The organism is Undibacterium sp. YM2 (assembly GCF_009937975.1).
Lineage (GTDB): Bacteria > Pseudomonadota > Gammaproteobacteria > Burkholderiales > Burkholderiaceae_D > Undibacterium.
Window position 1 is genome coordinate 4804383 of record NZ_AP018441.1, and the last position, 19270, is coordinate 4823652.

Consider the following 19270-nt stretch of genomic DNA (forward strand, 5'->3'; position numbering starts at 1 on the left):
GCTGCTACTGACAATCTGCGCTGAACTTGCCCGTATCGGCTTCACCATAACGTGTTTGCACTACGTGCATGTCCGGTCCGGCGGGCCGTAAAACCAGCACATGACTGTAACTGCTTTCACAAAACTCTTTCATCGCAGGCGCGCCCAGCGCAGTGGCAATTGCGGGTACGGTATTGCCATGCCCCACGACCAGCACGGTGCCGCTGCTGGCACGCACGGCATCAGCCACCTCTTTGATATGCTCGGCACCGCGTTTGGCAGACAGCACCTGCGGCGTGATATTCCTGGCCTGCGCCAGCGGCTGTGCCGTTTCGCGGGTACGCTTGAATTGCGTGGTGAAGATGCTGCTGACACCTGCGTTCTGCAAAGCCAGCGCCAGTGCCTGCGCACGCGCCTGCCCTGCTGCTGACAGGCCGGGGTCAGCAGGATTTTCTACTGCTTTTTCTGCATGGCGCACCAGGATGATGAGTTCAGGTTCAGCACTGGACATCATGGGGAAGAGCATCGTACAGAAAATGAAAAAGCAGGTCAGGGAAGTTCGCATAATGGCTCTATGAACAAAAAAGGGAAAATAACCCGTGCAGGCGTCAGTGCATGCATGAAGATTTTACTACGTCACCATGTTATGCTTGCATATCAGTTTTGCAGGAATAACTCATGAAACTACCGGGTAACAGGGCATTGATCAGCAATGTCGTGCTGAACATAAGAAACGCCATGCCGCCTAGCTTGCTAAAGCTGTTGAAAGTGCTGGCTGTCATTCCCTGCATCATGCTGGTATTTGTTGTGCTGGCATCTTATGCCAGCAGACATTCACTGTCTTACTGGACGCTTCTCGCCATGCTTGTGCTACCTGTCGTCATCTGGCGCAGCAGCAAATTCACATTGACTGCCGCCATTTTTTTACTTGGGGGCATGCTCCTCGCACTCAGCCCGGTAGATTTGGTTTACAAGTCTGGGCAAGCGGGCTTAGACCTGCTACCTACCAGCGTCGGTAATGCGACGCGTCCAGGTACCGTAGGCTATGGCTGCATTGCCAGAAATACTCCGCCATGGGCGCTGGTACTTTCTTTTTAATCAGTTGACCTGCAATTGCAGAAAACCAGCCACCATCCCCATCACCGCCGCCACCGTCTGCTCCACACTTGCAGCATCATCTCCCAGTACTGCCCATAAGTCCGCAGTAACAATTGCTGGCTTGCTGATCTGGGCATACGCATCACGTGCGCAAGCGCCTGATCTTGCAACGGGGATGACGAGCGCGCCGTTGCTGAGCGCGATCTGCACTTCATCTGCCGTCGCGGGCCCACCTTCGATGACGATATACAAGGGTGCCATGCGCGCCAGCACGGCGCGGCGTTCCTGCATGTCATTGCCTGCATGCAGGGTCTGTCCATAATCCCAGGCAGCCATGCCTTGCGGCAGGATGTGGAATACCTGGGGCGGCATTTGCAATTGCTGGCGGCGCTGGTAAAAACTGCGGCCACAGGCCTCGCCTATGCCACTGACGCCACCCGTCAGCAGCACCAGACCAGGGATGGATGCCAGAGCTTGCCCCAGCAATTGACAAGTCTGTTCACTGTCGGGATGCCAGAAGGCAGTACTGCCTATGATCGCAATACGCGGGCCAGGTGGCAATATGTGGAGCAGGGTTTGCAGGTTTTGATCTGTTTCGGTTTGCATAAAATTTCTTGTGAGCGTCTTTCTGGCATGAGCATAATCCTGTATTAGAACACCTCACCGTGCCCCTTGTCCACGCAGCACAAATAGATGCGCCTTGCCATCTGCCAGCCTGATATGCGATGCTCTCGCTTTATCCTGCCAGCCTCTCCGTAACACCCATGATCAAGTTCACGCGCATAGCCAATTTGTCCCTGATGATATTGCTGGGCCTGGTCTTACTACTGGAAGCAACGGGCAGATTGCCTCAGAGACTGGTGACGCTATTTGGGCCCTGGACTGAATTAATGGCGCTGCCAATCATTCACCTGATTCCCTGGTACGCACTCAATGATACGGCTAAGCCGCGTTTTCTGCGCTTTGCCAGAGGCTTTGCGGCGATCAACCTGATGCTTGCCATCGCTTTATGTGCTCGCGTGATATCGAACCCGGACTTGCTCAACAGACCCCCATTTATGATGAGTATGTTGCTCATGGCGCTGCTTGCGCTTTTGAATTTCCTGGGATTGAATCAAAAGTACAAGCATCTCCAACTGGCCGTAGGCCCCCTGCCTAAGCAGCCTGCGAGACTGACGGCCTGGGGTGCATACATGATGGCACACTGGCGTGGCCAGTTGTCGCTGGCGCAATCATTCTGGGTCAATGGCTTTGGCATAGGTAGCCTGCTGGCGGCATTGATGATGATAGGCTTATCCAGATTGCTGGAAGTGACAGATGTCAGTTTGCGCATGCTGGCGGCGATCAACATAATGGGTTTCGTGATTTCCGGGATGTTATGGCTATGGGCCATCACTGGCATCGTACGCTCTGCCAGCAAACATGCTGAGCGCGGCGGTTCAGGTTGGGTCGCAGGTTTGACAATGATGTTGGTTTTTTTTAATGCCCTGGCCATGCTGCTGAGTACCTTGTCGTCTTATCTGCCGCAAATGAAAGAGTATGCGCTGATCGCGACAGGGCACGACAGCATGAGCACGGTCGTGATCACCAGTACGCCCAAAGGCGATGTCCTGAACCTGCGAGGCACTCTGGGCGAAGGCAGCATGGCCGGCTTTGCCGCCGCCCTGGAAAAAGCACCGCAAGTCAAGACCATTTCCCTGAACTCGCCCGGCGGGCGCTTGCGCGAAGCCCAGCAAATGGCCAGCTTGCTCAAATCGCGACAGCTCAATACCTATGTCGAGGGCGAGTGCAGCAGCGCCTGTACTTATGTGTTTTTGGCGGGCAAGGACAGGGCTGCAACCCCGAATGCCCACATCGGTTTTCACCAACCCAGTTTTCCTGGCGTGAGCGACACTACGCTGGCGATTGCCAGCTCAGGCATGGAAAAATACTACCGGTCAGCAAATTTGCCCGACGATTTTATCCAGAGAGTGCTGCAGATCAAGCCCGAAGGCATGTGGTACCCGAACCGCGAAGAATTGCTCAAGGCTAGGGTTATCACCCGGGTTTCGCTGGGTAGTGAAGCCAATAGCCTGTTCGATTTGCAGTCGCGTGACGAAGTCTTCGCAAACCTCAACAACAGCAGTATCTGGCGCCAGTATGAAAGGCACTCACCCGGCAAAATGAATGAAGTGGCTGACCTGATCTGGAGCATGAAGCAGCAGGGCAAGGACCAGCTGGACATACAGGATGCCGTCAAGACGGCGACCAGAGATATCTATCTGCGTGCATTGAAAAGTGCGCCAGATGATTTGCTCGATGAACACGCACAATTACTGTCCGAGCAACTGGAAGCCGCCCGGCACATCAGCCCACAAGCCTGCGGCCAGTTGATCAAAGGGAGACTGAGCATACATCGCACCATGCCGGAAGAACTGGTCAAGCGTGATACGGCCCTGATGGAGAAAATGCTGGCGAGCAGCCCGCGCAGCGTCAGTTATTACATGGGGTCAAAAGAATTTGCCAGGAGCGCCAGCAAACTGCAAGAGCGCCTGAGCCCGCTGCAGCGCCAAGTCACTGCCAATCTGGCTGCCTATGACGACCAGCCCATGTTCCAGTGCGATGCCATCCTCAGCATGTACCGTAACATCCTGCGCATGCAGGATACTGACCGGCATATCATTCTCAGTGCTCTGATGCAGGCGAAATAGAGGCTACTTCCGGCATGCCCCGGCATAACTGCCGTGGCAGCTGTCATGGCAGACATCTGGCTTCAGCGCTACAATGTCGGCAGCCATCGCCAAATCTTAGAACTCATTCAGGAGCAGGTGTAAATGAAAACCGATACTACTGTCGCGCAAAGAACAGAGCGCGATACCTTTGGCGACATCGCCGTCCCCGCAGCCGCCTTGTGGGGCGCGCAAACCCAGCGTTCACTGCATCACTTTGCCATCTCCACAGAAACCATGCCGCCAGAACTGGTGCTGGCCCTGGCACGCGTCAAGCGCAGCGCTGCCCAGGTCAACAGTGACCTCGGCCTGCTTGATGCCAAAGTGGCAGAAGCGATTGCCCAGGCGGTGGAAGAAGTGCTGACGGGCACGCATGCAGCAGAATTCCCGCTGTCAGTATGGCAAACCGGTTCTGGCACGCAAAGCAATATGAACATGAACGAAGTGCTGGCCAACCGTGCCTCTGAATTTTTGGGCGGCACGCGCGGCATGAGCCGGGTCGTACACCCAAATGACCATGTCAACATGGGCCAGTCATCGAATGATGTCTTCCCTACCGCCATGCATGTGGCGGCCAGCATTGCCGTCATCAGCCAGGTATTGCCATCGCTCGCCAAACTGCGCACCACGCTGGATGCCAAGGCCAAAGAATTTGCCGACATCATCAAGATAGGCCGCACCCATTTACAAGATGCCACACCACTGACACTGGGCCAGGAAATATCTGGCTGGGTCGCGCAACTTGATTATGCAGAGCGCGCTATACGCCACACCCTGCCCGCCCTGCAAGAGCTGGCCATCGGCGGCACGGCAGTTGGCACTGGTCTCAACACCCATGCAGATTTTGGCAAACTGGTTGCGGCCAGCCTGACTCTCGATACCGGCATTGCCTTTGACGCAGCCCCCAACCGCTTTGCCGCACTGGCCGGGCATGATGCCATGGTCAGCAGCCATGGTGCACTCAAGACCCTGGCCACCGCACTGATGAAGATTGCCAACGACATACGCTGGCTGGCATCCGGCCCGCGTTCTGGCCTCGGTGAATTACAGATACCAGAAAACGAACCAGGTTCATCCATCATGCCGGGCAAGGTCAACCCCACCCAGTGCGAAGCAGTGACCATGTTGTGCTGCCAGATCATGGGCAATGATGTGGCACTGAGCATAGGCGGTGCCTCCGGCAATTTTGAACTGAATGTTTTCAAACCACTCATCGTCCATAACTTCCTGCAAAGCTGCCGCCTGCTGGCCGACGGCATGGCCAGCCTGGAAGAACACTGCGCCCGTGGCATGCAGGCCAACCGCACACGCATCAAGGAATTACTCGACAATTCCCTGATGCTGGTGACCGCGCTCAACCCCTACATAGGCTATGACCGCGCTGCCGCCATTGCCAAGCATGCCCACGCCAAAGGCACGACACTGCGCGAAGCCGCACTGGCTTTGGGTTATGTGACGGCTGAGGAATTTGATGGCTGGGTCAGGCCTGAGGATATGGTGTAATTTTTTATGAACGCACGGGACTCAAAATCCCCTGCGTCATTTGCAGGGTGCGTCTTGCTCATCCATCACATATATTCATGACATCAGGATCAAGACCTCTCACCACAGAGGCACAGAGACACAGAGGAAGCACAGAGAAAGACCTGAAAGAAAAACAGAAACATGCATTAAATCAGCCAATTTTTTTAATACGAATTTCTTCTCCTCGCTCTTCTCTGTGTCTCTGTGGTAAAGATTTTTGGTCTTAAATAGGCACAACACAAAACACCCAACGGAAACCACATGTCCGAACAACTTAAACTCGTCATACTGATACAGACCAAACCTGGCCAGGCTGCCGAACAGATCGCCACCTTCACCAGACTCGCACCGCTGGTGCGTGCCGAAGCAGGCTGCCTGCAATATGAAATGCATCCTGTTGCCGGCGATGAAAACAAATTCGTCCTCATAGAAACCTGGACATCCCAGGCAGCGCTGGATGCACATGACGCCATGCCTTATATGATAGAGGCCGATGCCAACAGCCCCAGCTTTCGCGCCGGGCCAGCAACCGTGCTGTTTTTAGGGCCTGTCATCGCGTAGTAAGACACTGATCTTAGAATGCATGCTGCCTCCGCAGGCACGATACCTTGTGCCTGGCCCCTAGCTATTGTTTACACCAAGAGTCACCATGATGAAACCATCTTGCAAAAAAATCCTCAGCTACGGCTTGCTGAGTCTGACCATCGCTGGCTGCTCTTCCACGCAGCGGCAACATGCCAGCAATACCGACGACAACTACCATCCCGTCATCCTGGTATCGATAGATGGTTTCAAACCTGACTACCTGACACGCGGTGTGACCCCCACGCTGAACGCGCTGGCAGCAGATGGTGTGCGTACCGAGGCCATGCGCCCTTCTTTCCCGTCGATCACCTTCCCGAATCATTACACCCTGGTCACTGGCCTGCGCCCTGACCATCACGGCATCGTCGGTAACACCATGGAAGACAGCAAGATACCCGGCGTACGCTTCAAGCTCAGCAATAAAGAAGCCGTGCTTGACAGGCGTTGGTGGGACGGGGCTGAACCAGTCTGGGTCACTGCAGAAAAGAACAAGGTAAAAACCGGCATCATGTTCTGGCCCGGTTCTGAGGCCGCCATACAAGGCGTGCGCCCCAGTGAATACCGTACTTTTGATGACAAGCTGCCTCCTGCTACACGGGTTGATACCATGCTAAGCTGGCTCGACAAACCTGTGGCAGACCGCCCCGGATTTTTGACCGTGTATTTCGACCAGGTCGATCACGCAGGCCATGATTTTGGCCCGGATACCAAAGAAGTGACGGACGCTGCCGCCGGTGTGGATGCGGCCATTGCCCACATGATGAAAGGCCTGCGCGCCCGCAGCATCAAAGCCAATGTCGTCATCGTCTCTGACCACGGCATGGCCGCAACCAGCCCTGAACGCACCATATTGCTGGATCAGCTTGCTGACCCGGCCAGCTATGAAGTCGTCAATTATGGCAGCTATGCAGGTGTCAATCCCAAGCCCGGGCAGGAAGAAGTCGTGGCAAAAGCGCTGCTGAAAAAACATGAACACATGCAGTGCTGGAAAAAAGAAAACATTCCGGAACGCTTTCACTTCGGCCAAAACGCCCGCGTACAACGCTTTGTCTGCTCAGCCGATGTAGGCTGGCTGGTGGTGCCAGATGCCAAGGCAGCCACCAAGGCCAACCGGGGCTCACACGGCTACGACAACCTCAGCAAGGAAATGCAGGCCCTGTTCATCGCAAACGGCCCGGCCTTCAAAAAAGCCACCGTGTTGCCACCGTTTGACAATGTCAATGTGTACCCGCTGCTGATGAAGCTCATCAAGCTGCCTGCACTGGCGTCCGATGGAAATATCGACGCGACCCAGGCGGCCTTGACGGATTGAAAATATCGCCTCTGGTATCCATGCTAAAAATTACTAGAACTCATTTCATAAATAGGGATGAGTGCGAACAAGGCGATTTGGGATGCAGTGCAAGGCGTGGCCTGCAGCTAAGGCTCCTGCCTTAGCAAAGGACGCAACGCAGCAATGCGCCCAAATCGTCAGTTCCCGAAGGGTTTGTCTCATAACATGTGCCAGACAGCATAGAATTTATTATGGATAGTGCCACTATTAACGGCGGTATCCGCATTGCCAATCCGTGTTATGAGGCAAACGCGCCTCATTCATATTTATGAAATGAGTTCTAATGAGGGCTTATGCAAAATTGGCCTTGACAGTTCTTTTGTCGGCCATGCATGTATAGCAATGAGCACAATGGGCGCAAGCCATCCTATGCACCCCAAACCGTCATTCCCGCATGCTTTTAGCGGGAATCCATCGTTGATCACCCGCACAGGCTTAAGACAGGTGAGGCCGATCAGACATGGATACCCGCCTGCGCGCACTGCTGTCCGGAATAGCGTGCAAAAAAAATGATGAGCAGATTCCCTCCCTTTCAAGGGGAGGGTCAGGGTGGGGATGGGGTTCGGTCGATCAACGGCAATTGAATTTGCGATAGAAACCCATCCCCATCCCAACCTTCCCCTCGAAGGGGAAGGAGTTTCAAGCATGACTGCTGGCAGAAAATATTCAATTACAAAATCAAGTCTCCGACACAGAAAAAATGCCAAGACGTCGGCTATATATTGATTTCAGAACAAGTCAATATAATTATTCCGGACTGCAGTGCGCCTGCGCGGATATGACGAATTGGGAAGTCCGGTAGGCTGCAAGCTTTGGGGTAGTTTTGCGTAAGTCCTATCAATGAAACTGAACCCCGCCAATGCACTCTTGCTGATTTAGACCGGCAACTTCAGCACGGAGTCGAGATAATTCATGTGAGAATACAAGCGCTTCACAAGAGGTCAGATATTTCTCGAAAACTTTCTCGCTTTACTCGACATCAATTTCAAAAGCTCCATGCTTTCTTTCGGTAGCACTTTACATCTCCTTCCTTGCAAAAAAACCGTTGCTAATTTCCGTCATTTTTGTTTCGTAAACAAACTAAACTGAAAAGCGCAAATAAGCTCTGATTGACTGAATTTTCCAGACAAAGTTAGGATGAGTTATCGTCAGGGCTTGCCTTTCATGATCCTGTTTAGTGAAGTTTCGCATTAATTATTTATATTATTTACATCAATAATTTTGACATGAATATGCCAGGACTTGATTGAAGCAAAGGGCTTCTCACTTGGCACTGTATCGAGTGCATGCAAAAGGCGGCCTGACACGACGGAAACAACGCGCGCAATGGTATTTGATATTGCACAAGGCATTGCTGATGCGCTTAAAAAATTGAAGTACGGTCGAATACGGGCACTCGCCATATTCAAAGCCTGAAGCTCGCTTGCAAGAGCGATCAGGTGCTGCGTTTGCCAGCCGCGTCGGTCTGGTGACGCGAACAACAGGCAACACAAATTTGAAGCAACCGGGCACGGCATTGGTTGGCACAAGAGTGTGCGTCACCATCAATCCGACCTCGTCAAAACTCACGTATCAAGGAATTGGTCTGGCCATCGTTGCCGAGCGATGGCTGACCTGCATAGGGAGTAAACACGGAGACTCGAATAAACAAAAAAGGAATTGATATGACGAACAAATTGAAGGTATTACCCCAGGCAATTGCCACTCTCATCGCAGCCGGAGCATTTTCCGCTTCGCTCACCGGCGTCGCATTTGCACAAGAAGCTGAACCCAAGGCAAGCCCTGTAAATCGCGTCGAGATCACCGGCTCTTACATCCGCCGCGCTGACGCTGAGACGCCCAGCCCGGTACAGGTGATTAATGCAGCCGACCTGAAAAACTCAGGCTACACCTCGGTGTCAGAGGTATTACAGCATATAACAGCCAACGGGGCAGGGACGCTAAGCCAAACATTTTCGGGCGGGTTTGCGGCTGGCGGCAGCGGCATTTCGCTGCGTGGTTTGAACAACAATGCTACCCTGGTGCTGATAGACGGTCACCGCATGGCGGGCTACCCGCTGGCCGATGATGGCTCGCGCTCGTTTGTCGACATTTCGAATATTCCTTTTGATGCTGTGGAGAGAATTGAAATCCTCAAGGATGGTGCCTCAGCGGTCTATGGCTCCGACGCCATGGCCGGCGTGGTCAACGTGATTCTGAAAAAGAACCTGGTCGGCACCACGCTGTCAGCCGAAACGGGTACTACCAGCCAGGGAGGCGGCAGCACAACTCATGCGACGTTTAGCCACGGCATCGGCAAACTTGACCAGGACGGTTTTAATTCCTATATCAGCGTGGAATATCGCAAGCAGGATCCGATTTACTATACCCAGCGCCGTGACGCGGGGCTGTGGCAGGCCCTGGATATGTCGGCCTATGGTGGCACGAACAAGGCGCTGGGCGTGTTGACCCCGCAATCAACTGCGCCCACGGTGCTGTCGCCTTATCTGTTGAATCCGAATGTGAAGCGGATAGCGGGCGCTGACAATAGCGCTGCTTTCGCCTTCTTCCCCGGTACGGTTTGTGGCAGCTACTCCCAACTGGCATCCGGTGGGTGCGCCTATGAAGATCCGTTCAAACAGATCCAGCCGAAGACAGAAAACATCAATATCCTGGGCAGTTATACCAGGAACCTGGGCAAGGACTGGAAAGTGAATATCAAGGCATCCCTGTTCGAGAGCAAGGTTACCCTGCCACAGGGTTTCAGCAACTTCCCTTCATCCTATCCCACTCAACTGGAAATGGTGTCCGGCGTGGCACCTCACTATATCGCTGGCACAGCCATTCCCTCCATCCGCGTTCCTGCCGACTATCCGGGAAATCCCTTTGGCGTGCCTGCCATCGTGCGTGGCCCCATCCCGGGTGCTCCGGCACGTAACATCACTACCGACTCCAAGGCCTACCGGCTGGTGGCTGATCTTAGCGGCACTCTGGGTGCGTGGGACATCGACGCCTCGCTTGGTTATACCCGTAACAATCTGAACCGGGTAAGCACGGGCAACGTGAATGTGCCGGCGATGAATGCTGCCTTGAGTCGCAGTAGCAATCCGTATTCGGTGACGGGAACAAATAGCGCGGCCGACATGGCAAACATCTTCAGGACAGTTTCCTCGTTCGACACCTCAGAGCTCAGCTTTGGCGAGCTGCGTGCCGCGCGTGCGCTGACAAAACTTGACGGTGGCGATCTGATGGTAAGTGTGGGCCTGCAGTCTTTCCATACCAAGTTGTCGGCACCTTCGATGCCGCAAGCAGATGGGCTGACCAATGGCGCGTATGCCTTTGGTTCTGAGACGGCTACGTCTGCCTATGCGGAATTTATCGCACCGGTGTTGAAGGGTCTGGAAATCGATGGCGCAGTCCGTTTTGATCATTATGGCCTGGCCGGCAATTCGAGCACGCCCAAGCTGGCGTTCAAATGGACGCCGAGCAATGCATTTGCGCTGCGCGGCACAGTGGCTAAAGGATTCCGAGCGCCAGGCCCGGCCGAGAACGGTAATTCGGCAAGCAGCGGCGGGGTCGGTAATGCGAACGATCCGGTGCTGTGCCCAGGCGGCTATCTGGCCAATGGCATGTATCCTAAAGGCACTGTCGTCGCCTCTTGCAACGAGTCGCTGATCGGTTTGACCACGACCAATCCGGCGTTGAAGCCTGAAAAATCGACATCGGCCACCCTGGGCGTGATACTGGAACCCGTCAAAGGCTGGAGTACGGCAATTGATCTTTACCAGATCACCGTCAAGGATCAGATTATTGGTGGCCCACTCTCTGGCACACCGGTGCGCAATTCCCCTGAACTCAGCGACTGCGCTGACGGTAATGGCGGCACCACTTCGTGTACGCCCCCTGTGGGCCGGATCGCCTACTATCCGGCTACCCCGGTCAATGCCAACAGCACGCGCACCCGCGGCATAGAGTTCGACACCCGCTACACCTTCAAGCTGGGTGAATATGGCAGTCTGAAGGCCGAGTTTCAATATACGCACGCCTTCAGCTATGCCATGACTATCGACGGTAAGACTTATGAACTGGCAGGCACGCACGGACCAGCCGGTATTGGTGCCGATACCGCCAATCCAAAAGACCGGGCGCAGCTGGACCTGACATGGAATATGGGCCAGCTGGAAGTCGCCACCAGCCTGCACTGGATATCTGGCTACGACCTGACTGATCCTACCCTGGGACAGACCACATGTAGTGAGGGTGGCAAAATGAATGGCGTATTCCCTGAAGGAAATACACCTGCACGTTTCTGCCGGGTCTCACCCTTCCTGGAAACTGATTTGTCGCTTAACTACAAGATGGGCAAGCAATGGACCTTGCATGCATCGGTCTCCAATCTGTTCAATCAGGCACCACCGGTTGACGTCAGCACCTATGGCAGCGGGCGCCCATACAATCTGTCTTTGCACTCGGCGGGTGCGGTTGGGCGTTTCATCAATATCGGTGCGATCTACAAGTTCTGATTTGACAGAAACTTTGCATGTTGAAGTAGCCTGGAACGTAGCGGGTGTCCCACTGCTGTCCGGAATAATTATCTTGACTCATTCGGAGAGTCAAGTACGAACAGCGTCCCGGCGATTTTTCTACGTCGAAGACTTAATTCTGCAATTGAATAATTTTTGTCAGCGATCATGCTTGAAACTCCTTCCCCTTCAAGGGGAAGGTTGGGATGGGGATGGGTTTCTGTAGCAAAATCATTTACAGCCAATCGACTGAAACCCATCCCCACCCTAACCCTCCCCTTGAAAGGGAGGGAATTTACTCGTTATTGTTTGTCAAGAACATAATTCCGGACAGCAGTGAGCGGATGTCCAGGATGATGGTGACACCCGTTATGTTCAAGCTTGGCACGCCTGATTTGCGGCGCTTGGTCAGGCGATTATTCTCTGTAGAGCTCTGTCGGCGTGTGACTGGATGTTACTGCGCATGCCACGGACGTTGGTAATGAAAATACTGCCCCCTGAGGCGAAACCACAAGGCTGGGCGGCAGGTCACCCTCAACTGCTCATACCCGCCTGGCAACTCTTCCCTGCCTCACATTGGTTCCAGCATTTTTGTGACAAATCTGTCTCATTAATGCAAATTTGACAAAATATCCCATCCTTCACTATTATCATATAGTAAATTCAAATTATTAATTTATCTGACTTCTGTAGCCGCCGCAAACAGGGGAAATCTTTCCAATAAACACCATGGTCAAGCCCGCCGGTTTTGTTCTGGCCTGCTGCCATGTCCCGTCTTCACTGTTTGCTGCGCACTGTGTTTTTGCCGTGCTTTTGCTGTGCTTTTGCTGTGCTTTTGCTGTATGTCCGCTGCATGTCTGTTGCATGTCTGTAGCTGGACAGCGGCGCAGGCCTGGGCTATGTCCAGGTCTTTTTGATCATGTATGCGCATTGCCTGTGGCTTGCAATATCTGTCGCAGGAGAAACCGGGGATTGCCAGCAGGCAGTCTCACCCGTCGTTTGTGTTTGTTGGTCCATGTTTGTCTATACCAAATCACTTCTTGCCAAGGAGAACAGCAATATGAATACGCATTTGACGCTTGCCTGCCACCATGCCTGCAGGGGGCAAGCATGATACGCTTACAACTATCCCCGATCACCAGTGTGGCGCAGGCGCAGGCCATGCTGGAGACTGCCATCAATGTGGAGTTTGGCACCCTGCCGCCCTACCTGTATGCGCAACTGACGATACTGCCGGGCAGCAATGCACCCGCTGCCGGACGCCTGCGCTCCATCACGCACCAGGAGATGATCCATCTGTGTCTGGCAGCGAATATCCTCAACGCCCTCGGTGGCAGCCCCAAGCTGCAGCCACCCAAATACCCCGGCCCATTGCCCGGTGACATAGGCCACGACGGCAAGGTGCTTACCCTGCACATACTGCCGTTTGGCAAACCCGCGATGCAGCAAGGCATGAATATAGAAATGCCGGTAGACCCTATCGATTTCCCGCAACTGAAGCTGGCAGCATCGCCGACCAAGGCGGTCACCATAGGCCAGTTTTATGAAGCACTGGATGCCTACTTGAAAACCCTGCCCGCCACGGCCTGGCAGGCCAACCGCAACCAGATCGACGACAAGCAATTCTTCCCGGGCCAGTTGTTTGCTGTGAATAACTATGCAGATGCCCACAAGGCCATACAGATTATCGTCTCTGAAGGTGAAGGTGCCAGCACCAGCCCGCTGGACTTCAGTAATGAACTCGCGCACTTCTACCGCTTTGAAGAAATCTACCGCAACCAGGTACTGACGGCCAGTGATTCGCCGCAAGGTTTTTCCTGGGGCGGGCCACTGGGTGTGGATTATGCCAAGGTCTTTCCAGCGATTGCGGACCCGCAACTGCATGATTTTTCCAAGGAACCAGCGGCAGCCAGGTCAGCTCAGGATGCCTGCACCAAGGCCTATAGCGCCATGGTCGATGCACTGAACCTGGCCCTGAATGGCGATGCGGCACAACTCGGCATTGCGGTGCGCAAGATGTTTGACCTGCGCATGGCTGCCATCGAAGCCTTGCATACGCCCCTGAACGACAAGCACAAAGTCGCCGGGCCAGCCTTCATCTACAAAAAAACCTGAATCGGGAGAGAACAGCATGAGTATCCTGCAAACGCCGCGCATCCATTTCAAGGGGCAAATTTCCTGGGACCCCATCGTCACCAATAACTACAAACGTTTTTATGACGAGAACACTTCCCAGACCGTCATGACACCAACCGAGACCATGCAACAGTTTCGCCAGAGCGCGATTGAATCGGTCAAGACAGGTGCTGGCGGTGGCAACTGGAACCCGCATGGCACCCACCGCGTACAATTCTTTAATACCGCAGTATCGAGTGTTGATCTGGGCAAGGGCCCGGTCACCACAGACAAACTTGTTGGAGCCCCGGCCAAGCTCAGCGCCATGTTGATAGACCTGGAACCCTATGGTGCCTGCACTTCACAATTATTCTTTGACGGCATCAGCTTTGGCATAGATGGCGGCTGCCGTGTCGCCGCGCCATGCAACCAGCGCTTTACGGCACGCTATATCAACTTCCAGCGCAATGCACAAGGCATTATCGCAGGCGTTGCCTCGGTCAACTGGCAGACATCTTTTTCCAAGCACGGCCTGCAGATTGATGTACACAAGAGTGATGCGCTGGCCGCACTGCACCATGCACTGCAAGACAGTGATGCACAAGGCATCGTCGTCAGCTTCAATGCCTACTGCACAGTTTATTTCGATGACCCCAGCCTGGCCACCGCAGGTGCCTCTGCCACGACGGCACAATTCCAGGCATTACGCGACAAACTGACGAAAGGTGGCTTCCAGCCCAACCCTGCGCGCAGCCAGGTGGTCGGTACCATAGGCGTCTGGCGCAAGGACGAACCCATGCATGAACCAGGTGACCGCGCCCTGCTGCCTGTCGATAATGACAAGGCCTTTGTCGCTGCTGCCCATGCACGCCAGGGCAAGGGCATCATGACAGTGGATTTGTCGAACAGCGTCAGCGAAACCGGCATGGACCTCACCAAGCAGGACCTGGGTACATTGCAGCTCTTCCTGACCGGCAAGGCTGATGCCATCGCCAGCATCAACTATGACAAGTATGACCGCAAGGCCTATGAAGCAGGCGCAGGCATCGTCACTTTTGACATCAGCAAGGTCAATCCTGTAGATATAGAAAATGGTCAGCTTGAACTGCACAGCTCCAAATATGGCTTGCTGTTGCAAGAGAGCGTCTTGCGCCTGATACCGCATACACCCAACCTGTATCTGGACCAGGGCCCTGCCGGCAATGTCAAGTTCACGCTGTATTCGCGTGGCAAGCCGCTGCACCAGGTCAGCGATATCACGCTATTCCAGTTGTCGGCCAGCGGTGGTCAGGTGACGGGTACACAAAACCTCAAGACCGACGCACAAGGTGTGCTCAATGTCACGGCCAGCGCCACCAAGGGCACGGTCTATGCATATCTGCCCGTACCGGCAAAAAGTGCCCCGCCGCCCACCCAGGGCCTCGATACCCAGACCAATACCTATGCCTATGTACGGGTACGCCAGGCAGACAGCAATATAGCCGCCATGGCCCCTACCTGGGACAATGTGTATAAATACGTGCTCATCAACTGGAATGCCATGGCCCCCTGCATGGACAACTGGCTGGACCTGGCCAATCCGGCCCAGGTGCATCAATACGCCAGCATCCTGCACCGCCTGACCGCCCCTGCCGCATTTGAAACCTACCTGTTCATGCCGGTCACACGCGACATGACGGCAGGCCAGCGCAGCCTGTTGTACAAGTTTCTCGACAAACCACTGACTGCCCTGACTGCCGCCGAGCAGGCCGACCTCGCAGAAAAAGCACCCGCTGTGGCACTCAAGGCAGTGCAGGTAGCAGAGGCCGCCGATACAGAAGAAGCAGCCTTGCCTCACTTTGCCCAGCTCAGCCGCTCATTGCGCAATCCAAACAATGAGTAATCCAAATAATGAGTAATCCAAATAATGAGTAAAGCGATGGGTATATTGATTGGCAAATAAAAAGGGTGTGGATATCTGTTTGATTATCCACACCCTTTTCAAGTCAGCGACCTGCCTGCTTACTGCTTGCTGATCTGGTTATCATTACCCGAGCTCTGCACCTGCGGCTTAGCCCCATTCAATGCCTGCGCCCACCTGACCTGGTTATCGTTACCCACCACCTGCACCTTGCCCAGTTGTTCTATCGTGATCTGGTTTTCATTCCCGTTCACACTGACCTGGGGACAAACCCCGCTGAGGCTGATCTGGTTGCCATTGCCCTGTATGCTCACAGGCTGGCCATTGCATTGCGTAGATTTGCTCATGTCATTGCCCATGATGCGTCCGCCATCAGCGCGTCCAGCCTGCTTGCCAGCGCCATTGCCGTTGCCATTACCGTTGCCTTGCACTGCATTCACACTCACACCAGGCATCTGCACATTCGCCTTGCCCCCATTGTCCTGCGCCTTGACGCTGATGCCCGGCATATTGACCGACACATCGCCTGCATGGACAACACATGTGCTGCCTGCCAATAATAAAACTGCCAATATATGTTTTTGGATAGTCATCGTCCTGCCTTTATTTATCTCAAGGATTGATCATGCTGTCTGTCTCTGCCTTGAAAAACCGGTACCAGCAGACAGGTAACCTGTGAGTGACACAAAACGCCGTATTTGCATTTTGCTCACCCAGGCAAGGCAGGATGCTAACATAATGCCAACACCCCCCTCAAAAACTGCCAGGACCAATGGAGATAACTCAGGCGGCAGCCAGTGCTTTGTCACCTGCCGCAAAGGCTCGCAAGCCCTCACCAGCAAGGCGATAACGCACCCATTCATCCTGCGGCTGCGCACCTATCGATAAATAAAACTGTATCGCCGGTTCATTCCAGTCCAGCACACTCCATTCAAGACGGCCACAGCCACTCTCGACGGCCACCTGGGCCAGATGCCGCAACAAGGCCTTGCCCGCGCCGCTGCCACGCTGGCCGGGCGAGATATACAAGTCCTCCAGATACATGCCCTTGCGCCCCAACCAGGTCGAATAGCTCAGAAAGTAAACCGCATAGCCAACCGGCACATCGTTGATGCTGCATATCAGGCCACGCGCCGGGCTGTCAGCCGCAAACAGGCTGTGCCTGACATCATCGACACTGGCAATGACTTCATGCTCGGCTCTCTCATAAATCGCCAGCTCGGTGATATAGGCATGGATCAGGGCGGCATCTTCAGGTTGGGCTGGACGTATTTGTATATTCATGAATATCTCATTCTGTATCCCTCGTCTCAATGATCGGGGGAAAAGTTTAGGGTGGGACAGTCTTAGCTCAATGAGCGTTACAGCAAGGTAACAGCAAAAATTGAAGGCCATCTACTTCGCATTTGCCACATCCTAACAAGCCAGCCTACAATGCGGCAAGTGCAATTACTTCAGACTATCATGCAGAACATGCATCTTGACCTGCGCAAACTCGACCTCAATCTCTTGCTGGTATTTAATGCACTGTACCAGCAACGCTCGGTCACGGCTGCCGCACATGAGCTGGCACTGAGCCCCTCGGCCTTGAGCCATGCACTGGCCAGGCTGCGCACCGCCCTCGGCGATGAATTATTCGTGCGGCTAGACAACCAGATGCAACCAACCTTGCGCGCCGACCAGATCGCGGAACCGATCAGCACGGCGCTGGCGCAATTGTCTGCCGGGCTCAGCCTCAGACTACGTTTTGACCCTGCCATCAGCCAGCGCAACTTTGTCATCTCTGCCAGTGACTACACTGCCTTTGCGATACTGCCACGCCTCATCAACAGGCTGCAACAGGTCGCACCACACATCACCCTGCGCATCATCAACACCAGCCAGAAAATCGCGATCGCAGAACTGGCCGCAGGCCATATCGACTTCGCCCTGGGCTACGATGAAGAACGCAGCCCATTACCCGCAGGCTTGGAAGAATTTGACTGGCTGCAAGACGACTACGTCGCCATCGCCCGCCAACACCACCCGCACATCAAACGCAAACTCACATTGAAAACCTATCTGCAAGCTCGCCATGTCGTCGTCACCCCGTGGAATGAAAGCCGCGGCGTCATCGACTATGTACTCGACGGCATGGCACTGCAAAGACAGGTCACCGTCCAGCTCCCCAATGTCCTGGTCGCCCCCTTCATCATCGCCAGCAGCGACCTCATCATGACCCTGCCCCGCCACGCCGCCATCACACTGGCACAAGCCGCAGGCATTGCCATCTACCCAGCCCCGTTTGCGATACCGCCCTATACTTTGAAAGTCTATAGCCACAGCAAATATGCGCGTAGCGATGCGCATTTGTGGTTGAGAGGATTGATGATGGAAGTGGCAGAGAGTGCCGGGTAGTAGTAATTTATTTCATTTATCTCGCTAACACGAGACTGCATGAAGAAAAACAAGCTTCAAGCGCAGCTGTAAGGTAGGGAGCATTACAATGCGCCGCATGCTTTTCAAATCCTCCTTGCAGTGTCTAATACCGCGCACTCGAATACTGCTGCTATCGCGAAAAATACAATTCTAGTTGATGCGGTTTGTATCCGTCAGTGTCGCCGAACAAAAATTCTTCGATCAAAAGTCTATCGCTCTTTACCTCGCGGACTCGCCCAAAATTCCTCGCAATAAGATCATTTTTTCTGACTATGCGAGCGATGCCTGATTCATCGATAATTGTTGCATGTTGTTTGCGAGTATCAACTGAAACCAGTTTCAGATTTTCGATACTGCCTACAAATCGAAGGCTTCTCAATAATGTTACCAACTCCCTGTTACCTGCTTCAGACAATCCAGAGATGGCAAAAATAGTCAATCTGAAGTTAGCTTCGTCTTTAGTATCCTTGATTGAGATTTTTCGCTTTATTTTTTGATGATACCGCTCTGTCGAAATACACTTCAGACTGTCCAATGTGGTCATCACCATCATGTCAGAAATTTCGCAATCACTTTTTTGATCCAACATCCGTCGTCCATAATCAAACGTAATGAGTTGTGATCCCTTGCTCAAGCTGAATACCTGACTATCGGGCGATCTGCTTTTTTGTGCGTGCCAACCATGTGGCACATCCAAAAATACCGGGGTATTCCACACAGGTTTTGCATAGGCAGAAATCTGCAGTATGAACAGCACCCAGAATAAAAATAATTTACGCATATTTTTTCATTGTCTTGCAGCCTCGTTGGAAATACCTTGCTTCCATGCTTCCAAAAAAAACTAAGCGCTGACGACAGGTAAGCTGAACGGATGAACCCCTGCAAAGTAATATACCACCATCGATAACAATACTGAAAAAATCAAAAAGTAGAGAAGAAATTTTTTCAGCAGGTCCTGCCTGTTTTCTTTCAAAAGTAGATGGAGGACAAGAAATTGCAGCGGTGTAAAGATTAAATACAGCATCAAGAATAACATGGCGTTCTGGGTTTTCTGATAGAACTCCGAACCCACAAGCATGCCATTCAATATCACAGATGCACTTCCCGG

The 19270-nt window shown here is 53.5% G+C and carries 14 protein-coding genes; 9 read left to right on the forward strand and 5 right to left on the reverse strand.

Annotated features, from left to right (window positions below; genetic code table 11):
• Window positions 1-4: 4 nt before the first annotated feature.
• A complete protein-coding gene (locus UNDYM_RS22015; protein ID WP_162043013.1) occupies window positions 5-544 on the reverse strand; it encodes a histidine phosphatase family protein in 540 nt (179 codons plus the stop codon).
• A gap of 113 nt (window positions 545-657) precedes the next feature.
• Here UNDYM_RS22015 and UNDYM_RS22020 point away from each other — a divergent pair, with 113 nt between their 5' ends.
• Window positions 658-1077 (forward strand): hypothetical protein, encoded by a 420-nt coding sequence (locus UNDYM_RS22020; protein ID WP_162043014.1) that lies wholly within the window; start codon window positions 658-660, stop codon window positions 1075-1077.
• On the opposite strand, the gene UNDYM_RS22025 is transcribed toward UNDYM_RS22020, so the two are convergent.
• Window positions 1078-1683, reverse strand: coding sequence for a hypothetical protein (locus UNDYM_RS22025; RefSeq protein ID WP_162043015.1), 606 nt, complete (start codon window positions 1681-1683; stop codon window positions 1078-1080).
• A gap of 158 nt (window positions 1684-1841) precedes the next feature.
• On the opposite strand from UNDYM_RS22025, the gene UNDYM_RS22030 reads away from it, so the two are divergent.
• From UNDYM_RS22030 to UNDYM_RS22060, 7 genes are all read left to right on the forward strand, one after another.
• Complete coding sequence (locus UNDYM_RS22030) at window positions 1842-3767, forward strand: ATP-dependent Clp protease proteolytic subunit (RefSeq protein WP_162043016.1); 1926 nt, start codon at window positions 1842-1844, stop codon at window positions 3765-3767.
• Between the two features lie 123 nt (window positions 3768-3890).
• Window positions 3891-5288, forward strand: coding sequence for a class II fumarate hydratase (gene fumC, locus UNDYM_RS22035; protein ID WP_162043017.1), 1398 nt, complete (start codon window positions 3891-3893; stop codon window positions 5286-5288).
• A 282-nt stretch (window positions 5289-5570) separates the two neighbouring features.
• Window positions 5571-5870, forward strand: a complete 300-nt coding sequence (locus UNDYM_RS22040; protein ID WP_162043018.1) for a putative quinol monooxygenase — start codon at window positions 5571-5573, stop codon at window positions 5868-5870.
• An 88-nt stretch (window positions 5871-5958) separates the two neighbouring features.
• On the forward strand, window positions 5959-7206 hold the full coding sequence (locus UNDYM_RS22045; RefSeq protein WP_162043019.1) for an alkaline phosphatase family protein: 1248 nt from the start codon (window positions 5959-5961) through the stop codon (window positions 7204-7206).
• Between the two features lie 1685 nt (window positions 7207-8891).
• Entirely contained in the window at window positions 8892-11729 is a 2838-nt protein-coding gene (locus UNDYM_RS22050) for a TonB-dependent siderophore receptor (RefSeq protein WP_162043020.1), read from the forward strand.
• A 1110-nt stretch (window positions 11730-12839) separates the two neighbouring features.
• Window positions 12840-13844 carry a ferritin-like protein gene (locus UNDYM_RS22055; RefSeq protein WP_162043021.1) on the forward strand — a complete coding sequence of 335 codons (1005 nt, stop codon included), beginning with the start codon at window positions 12840-12842 and terminating at the stop codon, window positions 13842-13844.
• Window positions 13845-13860: 16 nt separating this feature from the next.
• Window positions 13861-15726 carry a hypothetical protein gene (locus tag UNDYM_RS22060; protein WP_162043022.1) on the forward strand — a complete coding sequence of 622 codons (1866 nt, stop codon included), beginning with the start codon at window positions 13861-13863 and terminating at the stop codon, window positions 15724-15726.
• A 119-nt stretch (window positions 15727-15845) separates the two neighbouring features.
• Here UNDYM_RS22060 and UNDYM_RS22065 read toward each other — a convergent pair whose 3' ends face one another.
• Entirely contained in the window at window positions 15846-16337 is a 492-nt protein-coding gene (locus UNDYM_RS22065; protein ID WP_162043023.1) for a DUF3060 domain-containing protein, read from the reverse strand.
• A 190-nt stretch (window positions 16338-16527) separates the two neighbouring features.
• Complete coding sequence (locus UNDYM_RS22070; RefSeq protein WP_162043024.1) at window positions 16528-17028, reverse strand: GNAT family N-acetyltransferase; 501 nt, start codon at window positions 17026-17028, stop codon at window positions 16528-16530.
• A 189-nt stretch (window positions 17029-17217) separates the two neighbouring features.
• Between UNDYM_RS22070 and UNDYM_RS22075 the strand changes: the two genes are divergently transcribed.
• Complete coding sequence (locus UNDYM_RS22075; protein ID WP_162044743.1) at window positions 17218-18141, forward strand: LysR family transcriptional regulator; 924 nt, start codon at window positions 17218-17220, stop codon at window positions 18139-18141.
• A gap of 151 nt (window positions 18142-18292) precedes the next feature.
• Here the strand turns inward: UNDYM_RS22075 and UNDYM_RS22080 are convergent, their stop codons facing one another.
• The gene (locus UNDYM_RS22080; protein ID WP_162043025.1) at window positions 18293-18943 is read right to left on the reverse strand and encodes a hypothetical protein; all 651 of its coding nucleotides are present in this window, start codon (window positions 18941-18943) and stop codon (window positions 18293-18295) included.
• Between the last annotated feature and the right edge of the window lie 327 nt (window positions 18944-19270).

What these genes read in the sequence shown, in the direction of transcription:
- UNDYM_RS22015 (WP_162043013.1), bottom strand. Translation starts at nt 544, where the DNA reads ATGCGAACTTCCCTGACCTGCTTTTTCATTTTCTGTACGATGCTCTTC.
- UNDYM_RS22020 (WP_162043014.1), top strand. Translation starts at nt 658, where the DNA reads ATGAAACTACCGGGTAACAGGGCATTGATCAGCAATGTCGTGCTGAAC.
- UNDYM_RS22025 (WP_162043015.1), bottom strand. Translation starts at nt 1,683, where the DNA reads ATGCAAACCGAAACAGATCAAAACCTGCAAACCCTGCTCCACATATTG.
- UNDYM_RS22030 (WP_162043016.1), top strand. Translation starts at nt 1,842, where the DNA reads ATGATCAAGTTCACGCGCATAGCCAATTTGTCCCTGATGATATTGCTG.
- fumC (WP_162043017.1), top strand. Translation starts at nt 3,891, where the DNA reads ATGAAAACCGATACTACTGTCGCGCAAAGAACAGAGCGCGATACCTTT.
- UNDYM_RS22040 (WP_162043018.1), top strand. Translation starts at nt 5,571, where the DNA reads ATGTCCGAACAACTTAAACTCGTCATACTGATACAGACCAAACCTGGC.
- UNDYM_RS22045 (WP_162043019.1), top strand. Translation starts at nt 5,959, where the DNA reads ATGATGAAACCATCTTGCAAAAAAATCCTCAGCTACGGCTTGCTGAGT.
- UNDYM_RS22050 (WP_162043020.1), top strand. Translation starts at nt 8,892, where the DNA reads ATGACGAACAAATTGAAGGTATTACCCCAGGCAATTGCCACTCTCATC.
- UNDYM_RS22055 (WP_162043021.1), top strand. Translation starts at nt 12,840, where the DNA reads ATGATACGCTTACAACTATCCCCGATCACCAGTGTGGCGCAGGCGCAG.
- UNDYM_RS22060 (WP_162043022.1), top strand. Translation starts at nt 13,861, where the DNA reads ATGAGTATCCTGCAAACGCCGCGCATCCATTTCAAGGGGCAAATTTCC.
- UNDYM_RS22065 (WP_162043023.1), bottom strand. Translation starts at nt 16,337, where the DNA reads ATGACTATCCAAAAACATATATTGGCAGTTTTATTATTGGCAGGCAGC.
- UNDYM_RS22070 (WP_162043024.1), bottom strand. Translation starts at nt 17,028, where the DNA reads ATGAATATACAAATACGTCCAGCCCAACCTGAAGATGCCGCCCTGATC.
- UNDYM_RS22075 (WP_162044743.1), top strand. Translation starts at nt 17,218, where the DNA reads ATGCATCTTGACCTGCGCAAACTCGACCTCAATCTCTTGCTGGTATTT.
- UNDYM_RS22080 (WP_162043025.1), bottom strand. Translation starts at nt 18,943, where the DNA reads ATGCGTAAATTATTTTTATTCTGGGTGCTGTTCATACTGCAGATTTCT.